Origin of the sequence: Muribaculum intestinale (genome assembly GCF_002201515.1) — a bacterium.
Taxonomy (GTDB): Bacteria; Bacteroidota; Bacteroidia; order Bacteroidales; family Muribaculaceae; genus Muribaculum; species Muribaculum intestinale.
Map to the genome: position 1 here is coordinate 2,196,565 of NZ_CP021421.1, position 19,219 is coordinate 2,215,783.

The window sequence follows — 19,219 nt, forward strand, 5'->3', positions numbered from 1 at the left end:
TTGGGACTTATCGTAGGGGATTGTGCCTTAGCAGAGGGGCAGAGTGGACGTCAGTCGTGGACAGGACGCACGGTAAGGCCGTAGCTGTTGTTTGAAGTGGTACATGCGGTAGCCGGAACCAGCGTGTTCCTGTTGATGTCTTCTGCCTTGTAATGACTTTGACAAGTGGTCTGTAACGCGCCGTTGTAGTAGTATTCAAATCGGTTGTCAATAAGATATACCATAGTCTGTTCGCCGTTTAATGAGGATGTACTCACATACGTAATCATACGAAATGCAGGATATGTCTGATCTTTCAGAGAATACTTGTCGGTGAAATCATCGGCTCGTGAGGCTGTGTATTTTGTCATTGTGCCGAATACTGTATACCGCAGGCTCATGTTGCGCATGCCGGTGGCCGGGAAGCGGATTGACCCTCCCGGATATGTTACCGTCCAGGCATGGTCGCTGAATTTTGCCGAGGTCTTGTAGTCAGCCAGTTGATATGCTTTATTTTCTGAGGCTTTGTCGGCCGACGCTGCAAGAGCCGAGAACACATTGGCCTGAGGCACATGGTAGCCCGCAGGACAGGGGTCGTAGATTGATTTGGTAACAGTCTGTTCGTTTGCTTTTTTATCTGTTGCAGCCGGATTCCACATCTGGAACATGTCACCATTATTGCCTGATATATACGAGGGTATGTTGACATCCTTATCCACTTTGTATAAGGTGTGCCAATGGTTTCTGTATCTGCTGAAATTTTTTCCGTTGCTGTCTTTGATTTTGTCATCATATTTGCTCATCACGAAGCGGTAGGGATACTTTATTGTATAGTCGATGGTGACGCCTCTTTCTTCTCCAAGGTCCGATATGCTTGTGCCGGGTTTGTTGCGAGAGAAGTCGTACGACACCCCATCCTTGTTGTAGGCGTTGAATGTCGGCTTGTTCTCCATGCTCATCTCTGTGTAGTTCGGGCTACTGGTATCGATATTGTATATGTCGGTCTTGTCGTTGTATATGCCGCCGAGCATCGGGTCTTTGCGGCCCCACTGGTAGTAGGTGTTGTCGCCGCCGAGCGATCCTTTGAACTCGGCCTGTGTGAATGGCGTTGTGGTGCAGTCGATTTTCTTGCCGGAGGCTTTGCCATCCTTGTAGATATAAAATGAGTTGCATGCCACGGGCGTGCTGCTACCTGTGATTTTGCTGCAGTCGAGCCTGAAGCGTATTCTTATCTTGCGAGAGTCGTTGCCGTTGTGTGGGTCGCAGTACCCGAGATTGCAGGCGGTCAGATAATATGTATTGCCGGTTGGGGTAGAGGATGTGCTGCTTCCGGTTCGCGATTCCAGTTTGTGGCACGCCGCTTTGCCCTGTACCATCCATTCGTCGCGGTGCTGTGTGACCCATATGTGCCAGCTCCACACTATCTCGCCTGCAGGATCGCGTGCCACGAGCAACGCGTTGCCCTGGGTGATTGAGTGTTTGCGCACGCGGAATCGTATCCATTTCAGTCCGGCTATTGGTTGATTTTTGTCGAGTATCTCTACTTCGTCGATGAGGTCGGGCGCGTCCTGCCAGGCAAGCACTGCATCCTTTATATCGGACTCTGCGGGTGCATGCGATGATATCTGGCGGCATTTGTAGTCGACAAAATAGGTCATACCCGGGGATGTGGTGTTTTGGTTGACGGTGTAGGCCGCGGGGTTGTTGTAGGCGTTGCCGTAGACTATCGGGAAGCAGTAGTAGCCGGGTTGGTCCACGAGGTAGCAGTTGGCGGTCTCCCCCTTGGTATCGTCGAGCAGATTGTGGGGATTCTCGCGGGTGCCCTTGCATGTGGCTCTCTTGGTCAGTGTGCCGCTCAGGGTGGTGAAGTCGGACTGCGGGGCCAGGGCGAATGTGCCCTTGTAGAGGGTAAATCCGTCGGGCGATTCGTGCCATTCCACCATGCGCTGTGCGGTTTCCGAGGCCGAAGCTGTGGCGTCGGATGCGGGGTCGGGGTCGTAGACTGCCGGGGTTGATTCCCACGATGTGCCTCCGTCGAGAGAGTATTCGATGTCGGGACGCGGCAGCTCGATATACTGTATGCCATTGACTCCGTTCTGTGTCACAGCCACATATGCCTTGATTTCAGAGTCGTGCCATGCGCCTGAGTAGGGGAGCACATCGGTGGCGGGGTCTTTGCTGAATAGCACAGTCGGGGTGATGTGGATGCTCGACGGCGACAGCGAGTAGGTGACAATCTTGCCTGCGGGCCATGTCTTTCCGGCCAAGGAGGCCGAGAGAGTGCGGGCGGTGCCTGTAAGGTCGTCGGTGAATTTTATGGTCAGTCGTGCTCCCTCGGGCAGGGTCTGGGGTATGAGCAGCATGGTGAGGTCGCCGGTCTCGCCGGTGACTTCGGTCTTGTCGGGTATGTCGCCGATTATCTCGCCCTTTTTGTTGCCGGTGTCGCCTGCTGGCTTATAGCCCGAGTTGCTCTCTTCGGGCGACAGGGTGAGGTCGCGTGTCACCTTGTAGGTGGCCTTGGCGGCGGCAGGCACCCACGTTCCTCCTGCGGGAGTGGGGGTGAATGTTCCGGAGCCGTACACTCCGCTTATTTCCACGTCGGTGATTTTGCCGGGGAGCATGTCGGATGCGGCCACAATCTTTACGGCGGTGAGGGCGTGGCGGAAGTTGAGCGTCACGTCGGGAGATGTGGCGTCGGTGCATGCGGCCATTATGTCGGTCTGCTTTTTGACGTCGGTGGGTACGGTATATGTTATCTTCGGTGAGCCGGGCTGTGTGGAGGGTGAGAGGGTGAATACACCGGCTGCGTCAGAATGTGAATTGTCGGCGATAGGGGCAAAGGCGAAGAAGCGGACTTTGCCGCCTGCGGGCCATTGCAGGGTGGTGCCGGCGGCTGTGGAGCCGTTGACGGTGTAGGTGAGGTTGTAGGCGAAGTCGGGAGTCCATGTTATGTCGGCTTCGTCGGAGGGGTATTCTCCGGGGTAGCATATGGCGCTTAGGGAGAATGATGACACCGACTTGGCGAGCGCGCCTCTCGACTGAGCGGCGGGGACTGTGGCTTGGTTGTCGGCTTCGAATGTGTGCAGATATAAAGGGGTGTCGCCGTCGGAGGTGTCGGTGGCTTCAATCGATATGCAGCGCGAGGCAGAGTTATCGGTGTCATCGTTGCCGCCGGTCCATTGTGTGGGCGCGTCGATATTGAAAATCACGTTGCCCGATGTGCGCAGGTCGTTTTCGAAATCGTCGGAGCAGCCGGTGGTGGCTGCGGATATTGCGACAGCCGACAGCATGATGATTCCTTTATATATGCGGTTCATTGTGTAATGATTTGGGTTGTGTGGAGGGATAGCAGTGCCGCTATGCGGCAGAGTGATTTGAAAGGGGGAGGCATAATGAGATGCCTCCCCTCTTTATAATGATGGTTGCAAGTGAAATCGTGTGATTAGAGGTTGACGTTGCCGTCTGTCCATTCGCTGCCGGCATTCGCCCAGTCAGAAACAGTGACGTTGAACTTGATAGGCTCTTCAAGTACTGGATCACCGACCTTCTTTCCATCAGGTCTATTGGTTACTACTTTGATTTTAGTATTGTCGCCCTCGGTTTCTGAACTGGGAATGAGTTTATTTATATAGGCTTTTACCGCATCTGTGGTTGTCGGGATATTGGGAGGATAAACACCGGCTCCTGAGCTGGCTCCACAGATATCAAGATTATAGCTATATTTTTTGCCCATTGACCATGTGGATTTTAATGGAACGCATGAGAATCCATACTCCTCTGCATGATATTTCCCATCTGTTGATACAGGGAATTGCTGATGATAGTGGTTTGTGCCATCAACGCCTATGTCTGATAGATCTGCTCCATCATGGGTAGCGCCAGGGTGCTTTAGTTCTACGCGGCATAGAAGAAGTATATAGGCATTGTTTGTGGTAATATCCTTTCCATTCCATTCGTTAAGTTGTTGCGGCATAAGCATAAGTGAACTGCTGAGCAAATCGGATGCATTGTCGGAACTTAATTCTATGGCACTGGAGAAATAGGAGCCAAAGGACTCAGTGCCGGAAAGTGTCCACTCATTGTTTTCTTTGGCTGTGTTTGTGTCTTTATCATAGGCATATCCGGCAGATAGATTACCTGTGCCATTGGCATTTACAATCCATGCACCTTTTACTTTTACGATGCGGGAGTCATTGCCTGCTTTGTCTTTTTGGATGGCATTAATGGATATCTGAGAAAGAACGTGGTTGAAATTCAGGTCGATTACATTTTTTTTTGTAGTCTGTGCAAAGGCGCATACAAGGTCTTTCTGAGAATTACCATCAGCCCATATGGTGCGATCTGTAGCAGTAAGGTCGCATTTGTTGATTTTGTATCCGTTTATCTGTGGACCTTTGTTATTGTCGAATGTTACTTTTCCGGATGAAAGAGGTGTCTTTACATCTCCTGTCACAGGTGTATTGTCGGTGTATGCCCAAAATACAACATCTGCACCGCTTAATGGTAGGTATACTTTTCGGTCAAGTTCCCATGAATTTGAGGAAGATGTATTCTTATGTGCTATCTCAGCTCCATTTTCACCGTCGGCACCAATAAGGAAAGAGTCATAAAGAACACCTTCTGGATGAACGACTTTAGAATATACGGCAAAGTCGCCGAGGTTGTTGATTGTGGTTTCGACAGCGCGGGAGTGGCCTACACCTGCAGTGAATGTGATGGCCTTGCCATCGGGGTCATAGTTGATGTCCATTACTTCCTCCTTGGAGCAAGAAGTGGCCATGATAGCGGCCATTGCTGCAAATGGGACTAATTTCAGATTCATAACGACTTGATTAGTTGGTTTTTCGATTAATATTATATTGATGATTATGATTGTTTGTAGTGATTGTTACATCGGTATTTCCTCTTCCTCTGCGTCTTCCCAAGCGCTTACGCCGGGCGACATGCCGGTGCCTCCTGCGGGATTGTCGGGGAGCTTTATGCCGCTCACCTTCACTTCGATATCGTAGGGGTCGGGGGCATTGTGAATCTGGTCGGTGATATCGAAGTCGTAGTAATATTTATGTGAGGTGTATACGCGCAGGCGATGATGGAACACGAGCGGCTCGCGGTAGCCGAATAATATCACGTTGCCCTGCAGGCAGTCGGAGCCGCAGTGCGACAGCGGGAAGGGTACAGTCACCTGCATGCCTCCCGGGCCTTGCGACTCGGCGTTCCAGCACTCGGCGGCGCCTGTGATGATGGCGCTTGCTTCGAGTCCGGGCTGTAGATTTTCTACACCTGTGATTCTTACGTGGCATTTGTAGGTCACCTCGCGTGGTGTGAAGCATACGTAGTAGGGCTTTGTGGCGTTGGCCATGATGGTGATTGTCTGCTCGTGGGTGTGGGCGTAGAGGGTGCTTGCCTGTGCGCGTACGGGCTGCGACTCGGTGTCGTCGGGACGCGGTGCGTTGTCGGCACGGTTGCTGAGGCCCGACAGCACGTTGTCCTCATATGTGGTGATTTCGTAGTCGGAGAGGGTGAGTCCGCGCTCGATGTTGTTGTCGGTGTTTCCGTTGTGGCATACCATACGGTATGTGCCTTCTGGTACATTGAGCGATGTGTTGAATCCGGCTCTTGACGAGCGCCCGTCGCCGATGATTTCGTAGCGGTGGCCGGTGGAGCCGTCGACGGGGAAGAACCATACCACCATCGTGCTTGGTTCGGCCTCGGGAGCGAGCGACCAGTCAAACTCGATGTATACGGGCGATTTGTGGGAGTGGTCGTAGCACAGCGGGCGCTCCTCGCAGCCACATGTGACGCCCATTACTACGGCAATCAGCGCGATGCGCGCAATCAGGATAGCAGTGGCTCGGCGTATCATCGGCTGCCTCCTTTCTTTATATTATATATGTCCTTGCCGAATACCCATACGAGCGATATGCCGGCGCGTGTGGGGCCGAGCCATGATCGGCGCTCTGTGGAGAGCCACACGTCGTGGTCGTCGATCGGGGTGTGGCGCTTTATTTTGCCCCACATGTAGCCAAGGCCTATAGAGAAGTCGATGTTGAAGTGGCGCGCTATGGGCAGGGAGTAGGTGTAGGATATTCCGGCGGCGTAGTTGTATTTGGCCGACATCACGCCTTTGTAGTCTATTCCCCGCTGCAGGTCGAAATATGTGAGCGATGCGTAAAGGCCGATGTGATGTCCGGCAAATGGGTCGTTGGGGCGAAGCGCGCCTATGCGCCATTTCACATCGAAGTCGCCTCCATAGATGCGGTAGTAGTGGTGGCGGCTGTCGTTCCACCAAGCATACATCCAGTCGGCTCCTACCGTCAGTCGGTCGGCGATGGCGAATTTTATACCGATATTGGGTACCAACAGTGCGTCGTAGAGCATGTTGGTATATATGGCAGTGGTGGGAAGGTTGTTTATAAAGTTTTCACAATCACATGGTTGCGTTTGATTCCGGGTGAATGAATTCACCCCCCCTATTATGTATGTATGAATTCTGGGGCTATCGGCGGTGGTCTGATAGTGTACGAAGACAGTGTCTCCCCGAACTTCAGGGACACCGGAGGCATGCGCGCAATGCGACACTGAGGTCAGGCATGCATAGAGTAAAAGTAAAATAAGCCTAAATATATCAACACGATGTTTCATCACAAAAACATCTACAGATTTAATGTACTTTCAATACTCTTTATTAAAATTGCGGCAAATTTATATAATTTTTGTTTTTAAAATATAAACATTAACATTTTTAACACAAGTGAATTTTGATAAAAAATGTTATTATTGGGTAATATCATGTTATTTAGTCAGTTAGAGCGGTCGTGTTGTTTGCTGTGAAAAATAAGTCGATGAAAATTTGCATATTCCATAAATTGGGTTTACCTTTGCACTCGTTAAACGAAACAACCCGATGGTTCCATGGCCGAGTGGTTAGGCAACGGTCTGCAAAACCGTGTACAGCAGTTCGAATCTGCTTGGGACCTCCAAAATAACAGGAATGAGAGTATCCGTCGACCGACGCACACTCTCATTTTTTGTTATATTACTATTAATACACTTGTCTTATGGGAAAGAACGAAAAGGGTCCGGCCAAGACCAATGCGGCCCGTCTTCTCGACAAGGCCGGGATAGATTACAGGCTTGTCCCCTACGAGGTGGATGAGAGCAATCTTGCCGCCGACCATGTGGCCGAGGAACTTGGCGAGGATATCAATTGTGTGTTCAAGACCCTTGTGCTCAACGGCGAGCGCAGCGGTCATTTCGTGTGTGTGATTCCCGGCAATATGGAGGTCGACCTCAAGGCTGCGGCCCGTGTGGCCGGAGCGAAGAAAGCCGATCTTATACCGATGAAGGAGCTGCTTCCGCTAACGGGTTATATACGTGGTGGATGCTCTCCGATAGGCATGAAGAAGCCTTTTCCGACCTTTTTCCACAGCACGATTAATAATTTTGACCGAGTATATGTAAGCGCTGGCGTGAGAGGATTGCAGTTTTGCATAGCTCCCGCCGACCTTATCGCCTATACCGGCGGCACGGTGGCCGACATAGCAACCTTACAGTCCTGACATAATAGAATGAGTATGAACACATTTGGCACACTTTATCGCGTGACAACCTTCGGAGAGTCGCATGGCGCGGCAATCGGTGGGGTAATTGACGGCATGCCAGCCGGAGTAAAACTCGATCTGGAGTCGATACAGCATCAGCTCGACCGCCGCCGGCCGGGTCAGTCGGCAATAACCACGGCACGCTCCGAGTCCGACCGGGTAGAGCTGCTGAGTGGAGTTATGGACGGTGTGACTACGGGCACTCCGATAGGATTTATCGTGCGCAACTCCGACCAGCATTCGCGCGACTACGACAACATGCGGCATGTGTTCCGTCCGTCGCACGCCGACTATACCTATGCGGGCAAGTATGGTGTGCGCGACCACCGCGGAGGAGGGCGCTCGTCGGCACGTGAGACGATAGCGCGTGTGGTGGGTGGCGCCGTGGCCATGCAGGCTCTGCGTGCGCTTTATCCGGATATGTGCATCTCGGTCTATACGTCGCGTGTGGGCGACATATGCATGCGCGGCGACGGAATCTGGTATGCACCATCGCTGATTGACTCCAACGACGTGCGCTGTCCCGACCGTGCCGCCGCCGATGCGATGCGTAGCCTGATACTCGATGTGAAGGGGGCCGGCGACACTATCGGCGGAGTGGTCACCGCTGTAGTGCGCGGTGTGCCGGCGGGACTTGGCGAGCCCGTTGCCGGTAAGCTCCACGCCATGCTCGGCGCGGCGATGCTCAGCATCAATGCCGCCAAGGGGTTTGAATACGGAATGGGGTTTGACGGATGTTGTCGGCGCGGCTCGGAGATGATCGATGTGATGGAGAGCCGTGGGGCGGGTGAGGCTCCACGTTTCATCAGCAACCATTCGGGCGGGATACAGGGCGGTATATCCAACGGCGAGGATATAGTGATGCGAGTGGCCTTCAAGCCGGTGGCAACGCTGCTCAGAGAGGTGGCTACTGTCGACGACAGCGGAGCCGATACTACGCTCCATGCTCGTGGTCGCCACGACCCGTGTGTGCTGCCTCGTGCGGTGCCTGTGGTGGAGGCGATGGCCGCCATGACCCTGCTCGATGCCGCTCTGCTCAACCGTAGCGCGCGTATAATCTGAATCATTCGGTTATGGCTGACAAGCGTTATCGCGACTATGCCGACTTTCTCGGCGACCGGTTTGACACGAAGATGCAGAAACTGTCGGTAAATACGGGGCGCAGTTGTCCCAACCGCGACGGCACGATAGGGCGCGGCGGCTGCACGTACTGCAACAATATGGCGTTTACACCGGGCTATTGCCTGGCGAGCGACAGTGTGGCCGTGCAGCTTGAGAAGGGGATGCGTTTTTTCGGGCGCAAGTATCCGCAGATGCGGTATCTTGCCTATTTTCAGTCGTATACGTCGACTCATGGCGGATTTGACAGTTTCAGGAGCGCTTGTCTGGAGGCTCTTGGCGTAGATGGCATAGATGGTATGGTGGTTGGCACACGTCCCGACTGTTTCGACCGCAGGGTAGCGAGCTTTCTGGGGGATATCCGCGATGCCGGCAAGTTTGTGATGATGGAGTTTGGCGCCGAGAGCGCACATGATGCAACTTTGCGCCGCGTGAACCGGTGTCACAGGTGGGCCGATACGGTGGAAGCGGTGGAGATTGCCTGTGGGGCAGGGTTGTGTACGGGACTTCACCTGATAATGGGTCTGCCCGGGGAGACTCCTGAAATGATGCTGCAGACCGTCGATGCGGTAAATCTGTTGCTACCAGATACGGTAAAGTTGCATCAGCTGCAGATTGTGGCTGATACTCCGCTTGCACGTGCTGTGGCCGCGGGTGAGGAGAGTGTGGAGCAATGGACTGTCGAGGGGTATCTCGATTTCTGCTGCGAGGCTGTAGGGCGGCTGCATCCGTCGATTGCCATCGAGCGGTTTACAAGCCAGTCGCCGGGTGATATGCTTATAAGTCCGCGCTGGGGCCTGAAAAACTATGAGTTTGTACATAGACTCGACAGGCGTCTCGCCGAGAGTGGGATACGCCAGGGAATGATGTGTAAGTACCGGCATTGAGTAAACTAAAATAGTGGATTTGTGCGTTATTAGTATACTGTTCGGAATTATTTGATAGTATTCTTTTTAACAGTGTCGCGCCGCGCGGTGTGTCCTGACTATTTGTTTTTGAGAAAATATACGCGAAATGAGATTTACGTATTGTCCTGATTGTGGGAGCAAGCTCGGTGAAAGAGAGCTTGGCGACGAGGGTATGGTGCCTTGGTGCGATAAGTGCGGTAAGCCCTGGTTTGACATGTTTTCGACATGTGTGATAGCGCTTGTTGCCAATGAGCGCGATGAGGTGCTGTTGCAGCGTCAGGCATATATCAGCACACGGTACTGCAATCTTGTGTCGGGCTATATGGCTCCCGGCGAGACAGCCGAGGAGGCCGCGCGCCGTGAGATTAAGGAGGAGACCGGACTGGATATCGAGGCTCTGGAACTTGCCGGCACTTGGTGGTTTGCGCGCAAGGGTCTGCTTATGATAGGATTTCTGGCGCGTGCGTCGGCCGGTCAGGATCTGAAACTGTCGGTAGAGGTTGACTCGGCCGAGTGGCAGCCTGCTGAAAAGGCGCTGACGATGGTGCATCCGGCCGGCAATGGCAGTACGAGCAATGCGCTGACGTCGATATTCTGTGAGCGTCTGCGTCGCGGAGTTCCGGGTGTAGCGGTAAAATGGGAGGACAGTGTATGATCAGGCTTCTTGTACGCGGACTTCCGGCCTGGACGCTCAGCATAGTGTGCTGCCTTATAATACTTTATCTGACTCTGTTGCCCGACCCTCTGAACGGCAATCATGTGTCGCTTTTCGAGGGCGCCGACAAGGTGGTACACGCTATAATGATGATGGGGATGATGCTGTGTATGGCTATCGATGCGCTTAGAAAAAAGGCGGCGCACCGATTGGATGATTCGGTGCGCGCGCCTAAGGGGTTGCTTACTGTGTATATGATAATAGTGGTGCTTTTCGGAGGTGCCATCGAGCTTCTTCAGGGAGCTATGGCCATGGGACGCGGCGAGGACTGGGCCGATTTTATGGCTGATGCCGCCGGTGCCGTCATAGGCTGGATTATATGCCTGTCGGCCTGGAGCGTTACTGTTCGGTGGCTGTTTCGGGAGCAGCAGGAGTGAATGCGTCGGCTATGGCTTTGCGCATTTCGTCGCCTTCGATGCCGCGTGTGGCGATAGTGCCGTCGGGGGCGATAAGCATCAGATGTGGTATGCCGTATATGCCGTAGAGATCGGTAGGTATTTTCTGAGCGTTGATAATCTGAGGCCAGGGGAGTTGCATCTGTCGGGCCGCGCGTTCGGAGTCGGCGGGTTCGTCCCACACGGCTACACCAAGTACTTCAAGGCCCTTGTCCTTATACTGGCCGTATAACTCTTTGAGCAACGGCATTGCGCGGCGGCATGGTCCGCACCAGCTTGCCCAGAAGTCGACGAGCAGCCATTTGCCTTTTCCTGCATAATCACTCAGCTTTTGGTCGGTGCCGTTGTAGCTTACGGTGAAGTCGGTGAACTTCTTTCCGGGAGCGGTGGCCTCGGCGTTGTGGAGGCTTGTGGCCAGGTCGGTTATGCTCTTCAGGGTGCGGAACTGCGGATATGTCTTAAGCAAGTCCTCGAGGGCGGATGTGGAGCGGCACTCCGAGGCTTTGTCTATGAATATTATGCGCCCGAGGGGATCGGAGAGATGGGCTTTCATAGTGCTGTCGGCTGTGGCGTTGAACCGGTCGACGGCAGCCTGTTTCAGAGAGTCGGAAGGGAGCGAATCGAGCGAGCGAGCCACGGCTATGTAGCGTTCGGTAAAGGCGTTCATCTCTTTGTTGAGGGCAGTGGAGGTGCATTTTCCGTCCTGGGCGATAGTGATTTCGCCCGGCTCGACGATGAACGACGGGCCTCTTTTGTCGCCTATGAGTATGCGGGCATAGTATGGGTCGGCCACTGTGCCATAGAACTTTAATTCATTGCCTGTAATAAGCATGCTGTCGACTTTATCTCCGGTCTCGCGATTTATAAGATATGCCATCTTGTTTTTGCTTTCGGCCGGAACGGGGGTTGTAATGGTAAACCCGGGCGTCGATGCATGGGAGGTAGAACATGCCGCAGAGAGCGCAAGAGCTATGACAGCGGCAGTGGAAATGGTGGATTTCATTATGTGATTGGCTTCAAGAAATATTATCAATATATGCAGGTGGTGTGGAGATGCCTGTCAGCCATCTGTGTGGAGTGTCACTGTAGTGTCTGCGATGGGATAAAGTGAGTTGCGGCCGACGGTGAGCGCTGAATCAGTGGAAATCGCTGTTGAGTTTTCCTGATTTTGCAAAATCGACCAGAGTCTCGGTGGGGACTATGAAAATCTCGATACGCCGGTTGGCGGCGCGATGCGACTGGGAGTCGTTGGGATAAAGAGGCTCCGAGGCACCGAGAGCATACGGCACAAGCACGACATCGGCCGGTATATTTCGCGAGAGCCATGCGTCAACAGCATTTACGCGAGCTTCGCTCAGTCGGTCGGTATATGGTACTGACCCTGTGTCGTCGGTATGGCATGTGAGAATGAATTTGTACATGCCGCGGCTCAATAGCGAACGATAGGGTGATAGAATCTCCTGTGCGGTAGAGCGGAGCACGGTGTCGTTGGGGGCGAAGAGGAGGTTGGTATTGATTGTTGCCACGATTACCTCGCCCGAACGCATTGTCTCGATACGTGCTACTTTACGCTGTGCCAGCTTTTTTGCCACCTCGTTCATATAGCCTACAATTACCGGCTTGAGTTTATCGTTGACCGGGGGGACGACAAGATTCTCGTCGAGCGACAGTTCAAACGGATCGGTGGTGATGTCAGCTTTATTTTTTTTATGTTTCTTCGCTTTTTTGCCTGATTCATTGGCGGCACTGATGCTGTCGGCTTTCAGTTTGGCCGGACTTGCGCCGATACGCGCTATTTTCTGGAAGATGTTCTCGGCATGCAACGACTGGCCGCTTCCCGCAAGCAACAGCGTGATGGATAATATGAGTGTTGCAATGCGGAACATCAGGCGTCGACATCAAGCGATTTTTCATAAGCGAGTTCACCCTCGACGATATAGTGAACGTCGGCGGTGTCGACAACGGCAAGTTTGTCTTTGGCAAGCATCTTGCTGACATAGGCCATTATCTGGGGGAGTTCGGGCTCGGCATCTGCAGAGTCGTCGGCGGGGATTTCAAGAAATCCGTTGTCCTCATAAAAGTCCCATATCATGTCGATTATGTTAAGTATCTCGTCGTCGCTGTATTTTGCGGCGATATTCTCGGGCATGTAGGCCCGGATGAATTTTATGGCGTCGTTTTCGTCAAACATGTTGTTATCAGACATTTTTATTGGCTTTGAGGGTTTACATCTCCGCTAAGTTAATGAAAAGTGATGAAATGTAGAGCTGTAGTTACATTATTTCACAAGAATTATAGGAAATTTAGGTGTGCATTTCATCACCGGGCGGATACTTTTGGTTGAGTGCTCTTCCTTATTTTCTAATCAGAAAAAAAGCAGCGGCGCCATATGATGACGCCGCTGTAGGAAATTATATTCATGCGCGATTATTATCCGCCGAAGTTGTCGTACATGAGATTTTCGGATGGAACGCCAAGGTCCCAGAGCATTTTCTCGACAGCCTTGCTCATGGGGCCGGGACCGCACATGTAGTATTCGATGTCCTCCGGGGCCGGATGGTTCTTGAGATATGTCTCGTAGATGACCTGATGTACGAATCCGGGAGTGTACTTCACACCTGCTGCATCGGCCGCAGGGTCGGGACGGTCAAGGGCGAGGTGGAACTTGAAGTTGGGGAAGTCTTTTTCAAGTTGGAGGAAGTCTTCGAGGTAGAACACTTCATTGAGCGCGCGGGCGCCATAGAAGTAGTTCATTACGCGGTCGGTGGTGTTGAGTGTACGTGTCAGGTACATAATCTGTGCACGCAACGGGGCCATACCTGCACCTCCGCCTACCCACATCATCTCGTTTTTGGAGTCGAATATGGGGTGGAAGTCGCCGTAGGGGCCGCTCATCACTACCTTATCACCGGGCTTGAGGGTGAATATGTAGCTTGATGCGATACCCGGCATCACGTCTTGGAATCCTACCTCGGGTTTCGGCTTGAACGGGGGTGTCGCGATGCGCACGGTCAGCATTATGCGGTCGCCCTCTTCGGGATAGTTGGCCATTGAGTAGGCACGGACTGTAGCCGACGTATTGCGGCATTTCAGACCAAACAGACCGAATTTCTCCCATGCGGGGAGGTATTCCTCGCCAATGAGCGACTTGTCGATGTCTTTGTCGTAGTCCATCTCATATGTGGGAATCTTGATTTGTGCGTATGAGCCGGGCAGGAAGTTCATATGCTCGCCGGGAGGAAGAGCCACGATGAATTCCTTGATGAAGGTGGCGACGTTTTTGTTGGAGATGACCTCGCATTCCCATTCTTTGACGTCGAGCACAGAGGCCGGTACGCCAATCTTCATGTCGTCCTTTACCTTTACCTGGCAGCCGAGGCGCCAGTTGTCTTTCATCTCTTTGCGAGTGAAGTGCACGGTCTCGGTGGGAAGTATGTTGCCTCCGCCTTCGAATACCTGTACCTTACACTGTCCGCAGCTGCCCTTTCCGCCGCATGCCGACGAGAGAAATACATTCTGGTCGGCAAGGGTCGACAAAAGGGTCTTGCCTGACTGTGCAAACACGTCTTTATCGTTGTTGATATTGATACGCACCTGTCCGGTCTTTACGAGGAATTTCTTGGCTACGAGAAGCATAGCCACCAGGAGCAAGGTGATTATCAGGAATATTGCCACTCCGGCTATCACAGTGAGCGAACCGGTTGAGGCAAGGATGGTCAGTGATAGTGTATTCATTGATTCATCAAAGTTTAATGCCGAGGAAGCTCATGAACGCAATGCCCATAAGGCCGGTGATTATAAATGTGATGCCTACGCCTCTGAGAGGACGGGGGATGTTGCTGTATTCCTCCAGGCGTTCGCGTATAGCGGCAATAGCCACGATTGCGAGAAGCCATCCGAGACCCCATCCGGCTCCGGCACATGTTGCGGTCCACACGTTGGGGAAGTCGCGCTGCTGCATGAACAGCGAGCCTCCGAGTATGGCGCAGTTTACGGCGATGAGCGGCAGGAATATTCCGAGCGAAGCGTAGAGAGAGGGGCTGAATTTCTCTACAGCCATTTCGACGAGCTGGGTCAGCGACGCTATCACGGCGATGAACATAATCAGCGACAGGAAGCTGAGGTCGACATCGGCGAATTCGGCACCGAGCCAGCTGAGGGCTCCTGCACGTAATACGTAGTTTTCGAGCAGATAGTTGATCGGTAGCGACACCACGAGCATGAATGTCACGGCGGCTCCGAGTCCGAGGGCAGTCTTTACCTTCTTTGATACGGCCAGAAACGAGCACATACCGAGGAAGTAGGCAAAAATCATGTTGTCGACAAAAATCGACCGTATGAAAATGTTGAAATTTTCCATGTGATACTACTTTTAGATATGTGTGGTTGGTTTATTCCTGAAGGTCTTTGTTGACTGAACGGTGTACCCAGATGATACATCCTGTGACAATAAGCGCCATCGGTGGGAGAATCATGAGTCCGTTGTTGGCATATCCAAGTTCATACCAGCTCTGAGGTATTACCTGTACGCCCCAGAGCGTACCACTGCCGAGCAGTTCGCGGAAGAAAGCCACAATAATCAATATTATGGCATATCCTGCGCCGTTGCCGATACCGTCGAGAAACGAAGGCCAGGGTTTGTTGCCCATGGCGAATGCCTCAAGGCGTCCCATAAGGATACAGTTGGTAACGATAAGGCTTACGAATACCGACAGCTGTTTGCTGACATCGTATTGGTATGCTATAAGGAGCTGGTTGACTATTACCACAAGCCCCGCCACCACTACGAGCTGGACGATAATGCGGATATTGGTCGGGATGGTGTTGCGTATCAGAGATATGATAACGTTGGCAAATGCGAGCACGGCAATCACGGAAATACCCATGACACATGCGGGCTCGAGCTTTGCGGTGACAGCCAGACATGAGCATATACCCAGAATCTGGACAATCACGGGATTGTCTTTCGACAGCGGATTGAGCAGTGCGCTCAGGTTTTTGTTTTCTGTGGCCATGACTTACCGTGTTGGGTTTTCTGTAAGGTTTTCAAGAAACTTGGAGTAGGCTCCGATACAGTTGTCGATCATCGAGCCTACGCCCTTTGAAGTGATTGTGCCTCCGGATATTCCGTCGACGTAGTCTTCTCCGTTGGCCGGAGCCTGTCCGGCTTTTACAACGGCGACAGGCATAAACTGTCCGTTCTTGAACATGTGTTTGCCTTCAAACTGGCCGGAGAAGGCCGGCTTTTCGATTTCTGCGCCGAGGCCGGGAGTCTCACCCTGGTGGGCGAAGTATGCTCCATATACGGTGGACCCGTCGGCATTTATTGACACGTAGCCCCAAATCGGCCCCCACAGTCCGGCGCCGTTTACCGGGACGATGTATTTTACATCGCCGGGAGCTACTGTGCACTCATATACGGGTAGCTGGCGTTCGGCTACCGGCTTTTTTGCTTCTTCTGCAGTGTTTACGTCGAATGCATTGCCGGGAAGTTCATCGCCGAGCGAGTTGACGATAAACGAGCGGGTGATGTATCGGTCGAAATCGGTTGTAACCGAATCTTTTGCCGGGGTTATGTGTACCGATGCGAGAATCTGCTTCATTTTGTCGGCATTGATATTCTCCTGCTGTCGGGACTTGAGCCCAAGGGAGGTGAATGCGAGAGCCGCACCCACTACTACTACCATCACTATTATATAGATAATGGTGTATACGTTGCTTTGCTTGTTCATACCATTCACGCTTTAGAGTTAAGACGACGCATTCGACGGCGTATATTGCCCTCTACTACGCAGTAGTCGATAAGCGGAGCGAGCGCGTTCATCAGGAGCACGGCCAACATGGCGCCTTCGGGGTAGCCGTTGTTGTATGTGCGTATAATCACCGCGATTACTCCTACGAGAAATCCGTAGATGTATTTGCCCGTGTTGGTTCGCGCCGCGGTCACAGGGTCTGTGGCCATGAATACAGCGGCGAATGCAAATCCACCGAGAGTAATCTGTTCGAGCGGAGAGAGCATTGATGCGGGATAAAGCTCAGTCGGGAAGCAGTTGGCGATAAATCCCATCAGGAATCCTCCGGCGAATACCGACAGGATTATCCGCCAGCTTGCGATGCCGGTTGCAAGCAATATGGCGGCTCCGATGAGTATGCACAGTGTTGATGTCTCGCCAACGGATCCGGGTATGAGCCCAAGGAACATGTCCCAGTAGCTCAAGGCCCGGCCAGTGATGTCGGTGAGTATGATTTTGTCGCCTACATTGGTAGCGACCTGTCCGAGGGGTGTGGCGCCGGAGAATCCGTCGACAACAGTGCCCTGACCAAGGCCGCAGATGCTGCCTGTAGATACAAACACCCCGTCGCCGCTCATCTTTGATGGATATGCGAAGAAGAGGAATGCGCGTGTCACGAGGGCGACATTGAATATATTGTAGCCGGTGCCTCCGAATATCTCTTTCACGAATATTACGGAGAATGCTGTAGCTACGGCCATCATCCACAGCGGAGTTTCAATAGGGCATATGAGCGGAATCAATATTCCGGATACGAGAAATCCTTCCTGAATCTCTTCTTTGCGCCATTGAGCTACGGCAAATTCGATGCCGAGACCTACGGCGTAGGATACTACCAGTTTTGGTAGCAGGGCGAGAAATCCATAGGCAAACATTTCCCAGAACGGGAAGCTCATGTCGCCTATTGCGACCCAGTGCTGGTAGCCGATGTTGAACATGCCGAATAGCAGACATGGCATGAGCGCGAGCACCACAATAATCATCACTCGCTTCGAATCGAGGCTGTCGTGGATATTGCAGCCTGAGCGCGAGGTGGTGGCGGGGGTGAACAGGAACGTCTCAAAGCCGTCGAATACCGACTCAAAGGCGTGAAAACGGCCTCCGGGCTGGAATTGAGGCTTGATACGATCGAGATATTTTCTAAGTGCTTTCACTGTTGTAATCAATTGAGTTCCTTAAACATATATTCGAGCGCGTCAGATAGTATCTTCTGTAGCTCAAGTTTCGAGGGGTCGACGTACTCGCACAGGGCTATATCCTCGGGTACAATCTCATATATGCCGAGTTGCTCCATGCGGTCGAGGTCGCGCGCGATACAGGCTTTTATGAGATATTCCGGCATTATGTCCATAGGGAGCACCTTGTCGTATACGCCCGACATTATCATCGCGCGTCGACCGCCGAGAATGCGTGCGTCGGGACAGAATGCTTTCTTCAGGAAATGACCGGGGAATGACCGGCTTACACTCATTTTCTGTGGCGACAGCGATGCCCAGCCGAGGAAGTCGGCCACATCGTCGCCTTCGGCAATAACAGTCACCTGGGTGTAGGGGTAGTGCAGGAATCCATCGGCAGACGATACCGGTATTCCGGTAAGCACGTTGCCGGATATGACACGATGGTGGATTGTGTCATCGTTAATCTCCCCTTTCACCAGTGTGGCCATATCGGCACCGATTTTAGTGAGCACGTATTTGGGTTCGGTCACTTCACAACCGGTAAGTGGCACCACTACATCGGAGCAGAGTTTTCCATGGCTCACGAGCATGCCTATACGCAATAGGGTAGGTAGGTCGAGTGTCCAGACTATGTCACCTTTGTTGACCGGTTTTACATTGGCTATCTGTATGCCAGCGTTGCCTGCCGGGTGTGGACCGTTTACAGTCACGATTTTCGCGCCCTCGATTGCTGCAAGGGGGCTTCCGGGCCGCACTCCGACATAGACGTCGCCATCGGTAAGGTGTCTTAAAAGTGAAACGCCTGCGTTGAGTTCCGCTATCTTGTCGGCTGCGAATGCGCTCCAGTCGGGAGCGAGCGGTGCTGAGTCGAATGTCGTGACAAAGATGTCGCGCGGAGCAGTGCCAGGAGGTGGCACAATACCGTAGGGACGCTGGCGCATCTGTGCCCATAGGCCGGAGTCGAGCAACAGACGTTGCGCCGTAGTGCGGTCGGATGGAGCTGACGGTAATGCGGCGGCCTCTTCGGGATTTTTCGAATCGGGCACGATTACGATACGCTCGAGCTTGCGGCGTTCGCCGCGCACAACGGCCTCGACGGTTCCGGCTACCGGCGAAACAATTCGGATGTCGGGGAATTGCTTGTCGTGAATCAATGGAGTGCCTGCGAGTACGTGGTCGCCTTCTTTTACATCGACTTTCGGCGTGATGCCGGGATAGTCGTCGGGAATGACAGCGCATCTGGCAGGCATACGGGTAAGGGGCTGCGACACTGTGGCTGCACCACGTATATTTATGTCGAGTCCTTTCCTTAAGTTGATAGATATTGCCATAACCATAATTATGTTGACGGGAAATTTTGTGCAAAGGTAGTTAATTTATTGCGACTTCCCTTAATATATCGTAAAATTTTATCCATTCTATTGCAATGTGCTCCGTTATTGAAAATGCTATTTTTGATATTTTCGTCAGAGACGGTGTCAGCATGATAGTGCATGTGTTATTGGGGCATGCCAATATTTGTTTAACTTTGC

Annotated in this window: 18 protein-coding genes and 1 tRNA gene; 6 read left to right on the top strand and 13 right to left on the bottom strand. The window is 52.6% G+C overall.

Annotated features, from left to right (window positions below):
- Positions 1–50: 50 nt before the first annotated feature.
- From ADH68_RS08805 to ADH68_RS08820, 4 genes are all read right to left on the bottom strand, one after another.
- The gene (locus ADH68_RS08805; protein WP_068961134.1) at positions 51–3,296 is read right to left on the bottom strand and encodes a fimbrillin family protein; all 3,246 of its coding nucleotides are present in this window, start codon (positions 3,294–3,296) and stop codon (positions 51–53) included.
- A gap of 125 nt (positions 3,297–3,421) precedes the next feature.
- Positions 3,422–4,801: a fimbrillin family protein gene (locus ADH68_RS08810; protein WP_084274067.1), complete on the bottom strand. Its 1,380-nt coding sequence runs from the start codon at positions 4,799–4,801 to the stop codon at positions 3,422–3,424.
- 66 nt (positions 4,802–4,867) lie between these two features.
- Positions 4,868–5,842 carry a DUF5119 domain-containing protein gene (locus tag ADH68_RS08815; protein WP_068961132.1) on the bottom strand — a complete coding sequence of 325 codons (975 nt, stop codon included), beginning with the start codon at positions 5,840–5,842 and terminating at the stop codon, positions 4,868–4,870.
- Positions 5,839–6,621, bottom strand: coding sequence for a DUF3575 domain-containing protein (locus ADH68_RS08820; protein WP_084274066.1), 783 nt, complete (start codon positions 6,619–6,621; stop codon positions 5,839–5,841). The genes ADH68_RS08815 and ADH68_RS08820 overlap by 4 nt, the downstream gene beginning before the upstream one ends.
- A gap of 264 nt (positions 6,622–6,885) precedes the next feature.
- Between ADH68_RS08820 and ADH68_RS08825 the strand changes: the two genes are divergently transcribed.
- The 6 genes from ADH68_RS08825 to ADH68_RS08850 all read left to right on the top strand — a co-directional run bounded on the left by ADH68_RS08825 (position 6,886) and on the right by ADH68_RS08850 (position 10,699).
- Positions 6,886–6,959, top strand: a tRNA-Cys gene (locus tag ADH68_RS08825).
- A gap of 78 nt (positions 6,960–7,037) precedes the next feature.
- Positions 7,038–7,538, top strand: coding sequence for a Cys-tRNA(Pro) deacylase (gene ybaK / locus ADH68_RS08830; RefSeq protein ID WP_068961130.1), 501 nt, complete (start codon positions 7,038–7,040; stop codon positions 7,536–7,538).
- 15 nt (positions 7,539–7,553) lie between these two features.
- Positions 7,554–8,642 carry a chorismate synthase gene (gene aroC / locus ADH68_RS08835; protein ID WP_198161552.1) on the top strand — a complete coding sequence of 363 codons (1,089 nt, stop codon included), beginning with the start codon at positions 7,554–7,556 and terminating at the stop codon, positions 8,640–8,642.
- 11 nt (positions 8,643–8,653) lie between these two features.
- Complete coding sequence (locus tag ADH68_RS08840) at positions 8,654–9,586, top strand: TIGR01212 family radical SAM protein (protein WP_068961128.1); 933 nt, start codon at positions 8,654–8,656, stop codon at positions 9,584–9,586.
- Between the two features lie 127 nt (positions 9,587–9,713).
- Entirely contained in the window at positions 9,714–10,262 is a 549-nt protein-coding gene (locus ADH68_RS08845; protein WP_068961127.1) for an NAD(+) diphosphatase, read from the top strand.
- Entirely contained in the window at positions 10,259–10,699 is a 441-nt protein-coding gene (locus ADH68_RS08850; RefSeq protein WP_157755882.1) for a VanZ family protein, read from the top strand. Before ADH68_RS08845 ends, ADH68_RS08850 begins: the two co-directional genes overlap by 4 nt.
- On the opposite strand, the gene ADH68_RS08855 is transcribed toward ADH68_RS08850, so the two are convergent.
- The 9 genes from ADH68_RS08855 to ADH68_RS08895 form a co-directional block, all read right to left on the bottom strand.
- Positions 10,662–11,720: a TlpA disulfide reductase family protein gene (locus ADH68_RS08855; RefSeq protein ID WP_084274065.1), complete on the bottom strand. Its 1,059-nt coding sequence runs from the start codon at positions 11,718–11,720 to the stop codon at positions 10,662–10,664. The genes ADH68_RS08850 and ADH68_RS08855 overlap by 38 nt on opposite strands.
- Before the next feature lie 133 nt (positions 11,721–11,853).
- Entirely contained in the window at positions 11,854–12,603 is a 750-nt protein-coding gene (locus tag ADH68_RS08860; protein WP_068961124.1) for an OmpA family protein, read from the bottom strand.
- Positions 12,603–12,923, bottom strand: a complete 321-nt coding sequence (locus ADH68_RS08865) for a hypothetical protein (protein ID WP_068961123.1) — start codon at positions 12,921–12,923, stop codon at positions 12,603–12,605. Before ADH68_RS08865 ends, ADH68_RS08860 begins: the two co-directional genes overlap by 1 nt.
- A 224-nt stretch (positions 12,924–13,147) precedes the next feature.
- Positions 13,148–14,437 carry an NADH:ubiquinone reductase (Na(+)-transporting) subunit F gene (gene nqrF / locus ADH68_RS08870; protein ID WP_370014859.1) on the bottom strand — a complete coding sequence of 430 codons (1,290 nt, stop codon included), beginning with the start codon at positions 14,435–14,437 and terminating at the stop codon, positions 13,148–13,150.
- Between the two features lie 22 nt (positions 14,438–14,459).
- A complete protein-coding gene (nqrE, locus tag ADH68_RS08875) occupies positions 14,460–15,077 on the bottom strand; it encodes an NADH:ubiquinone reductase (Na(+)-transporting) subunit E (RefSeq protein WP_068961121.1) in 618 nt (205 codons plus the stop codon).
- Between the two features lie 31 nt (positions 15,078–15,108).
- Positions 15,109–15,732: an NADH:ubiquinone reductase (Na(+)-transporting) subunit D gene (locus ADH68_RS08880; RefSeq protein WP_068961120.1), complete on the bottom strand. Its 624-nt coding sequence runs from the start codon at positions 15,730–15,732 to the stop codon at positions 15,109–15,111.
- A 3-nt stretch (positions 15,733–15,735) separates the two neighbouring features.
- A complete protein-coding gene (nqrC, locus tag ADH68_RS08885; RefSeq protein WP_068961119.1) occupies positions 15,736–16,449 on the bottom strand; it encodes an NADH:ubiquinone reductase (Na(+)-transporting) subunit C in 714 nt (237 codons plus the stop codon).
- A 5-nt stretch (positions 16,450–16,454) separates the two neighbouring features.
- Positions 16,455–17,663 (bottom strand): NADH:ubiquinone reductase (Na(+)-transporting) subunit B, encoded by a 1,209-nt coding sequence (locus tag ADH68_RS08890; protein WP_068961118.1) that lies wholly within the window; start codon positions 17,661–17,663, stop codon positions 16,455–16,457.
- An 8-nt stretch (positions 17,664–17,671) separates the two neighbouring features.
- Positions 17,672–19,018: a Na(+)-translocating NADH-quinone reductase subunit A gene (locus ADH68_RS08895; protein ID WP_068962087.1), complete on the bottom strand. Its 1,347-nt coding sequence runs from the start codon at positions 19,016–19,018 to the stop codon at positions 17,672–17,674.
- Positions 19,019–19,219 lie beyond the last annotated feature (201 nt).

What these genes read in the sequence shown, in the direction of transcription:
- ADH68_RS08850 (WP_157755882.1), top strand. Translation starts at nt 10,259, where the DNA reads ATGATCAGGCTTCTTGTACGCGGACTTCCGGCCTGGACGCTCAGCATA.
- ADH68_RS08815 (WP_068961132.1), bottom strand. Translation starts at nt 5,842, where the DNA reads ATGATACGCCGAGCCACTGCTATCCTGATTGCGCGCATCGCGCTGATT.
- ADH68_RS08880 (WP_068961120.1), bottom strand. Translation starts at nt 15,732, where the DNA reads ATGGCCACAGAAAACAAAAACCTGAGCGCACTGCTCAATCCGCTGTCG.
- ADH68_RS08855 (WP_084274065.1), bottom strand. Translation starts at nt 11,720, where the DNA reads ATGAAATCCACCATTTCCACTGCCGCTGTCATAGCTCTTGCGCTCTCT.
- ADH68_RS08895 (WP_068962087.1), bottom strand. Translation starts at nt 19,018, where the DNA reads ATGGCAATATCTATCAACTTAAGGAAAGGACTCGACATAAATATACGT.
- ADH68_RS08860 (WP_068961124.1), bottom strand. Translation starts at nt 12,603, where the DNA reads ATGTTCCGCATTGCAACACTCATATTATCCATCACGCTGTTGCTTGCG.
- nqrE (WP_068961121.1), bottom strand. Translation starts at nt 15,077, where the DNA reads ATGGAAAATTTCAACATTTTCATACGGTCGATTTTTGTCGACAACATG.
- ADH68_RS08840 (WP_068961128.1), top strand. Translation starts at nt 8,654, where the DNA reads ATGGCTGACAAGCGTTATCGCGACTATGCCGACTTTCTCGGCGACCGG.
- ADH68_RS08845 (WP_068961127.1), top strand. Translation starts at nt 9,714, where the DNA reads ATGAGATTTACGTATTGTCCTGATTGTGGGAGCAAGCTCGGTGAAAGA.
- aroC (WP_198161552.1), top strand. Translation starts at nt 7,554, where the DNA reads ATGAACACATTTGGCACACTTTATCGCGTGACAACCTTCGGAGAGTCG.
- ADH68_RS08810 (WP_084274067.1), bottom strand. Translation starts at nt 4,801, where the DNA reads ATGAATCTGAAATTAGTCCCATTTGCAGCAATGGCCGCTATCATGGCC.
- nqrC (WP_068961119.1), bottom strand. Translation starts at nt 16,449, where the DNA reads ATGAACAAGCAAAGCAACGTATACACCATTATCTATATAATAGTGATG.
- ADH68_RS08805 (WP_068961134.1), bottom strand. Translation starts at nt 3,296, where the DNA reads ATGAACCGCATATATAAAGGAATCATCATGCTGTCGGCTGTCGCAATA.
- ADH68_RS08820 (WP_084274066.1), bottom strand. Translation starts at nt 6,621, where the DNA reads ATGAAACATCGTGTTGATATATTTAGGCTTATTTTACTTTTACTCTAT.
- ADH68_RS08865 (WP_068961123.1), bottom strand. Translation starts at nt 12,923, where the DNA reads ATGTCTGATAACAACATGTTTGACGAAAACGACGCCATAAAATTCATC.
- ybaK (WP_068961130.1), top strand. Translation starts at nt 7,038, where the DNA reads ATGGGAAAGAACGAAAAGGGTCCGGCCAAGACCAATGCGGCCCGTCTT.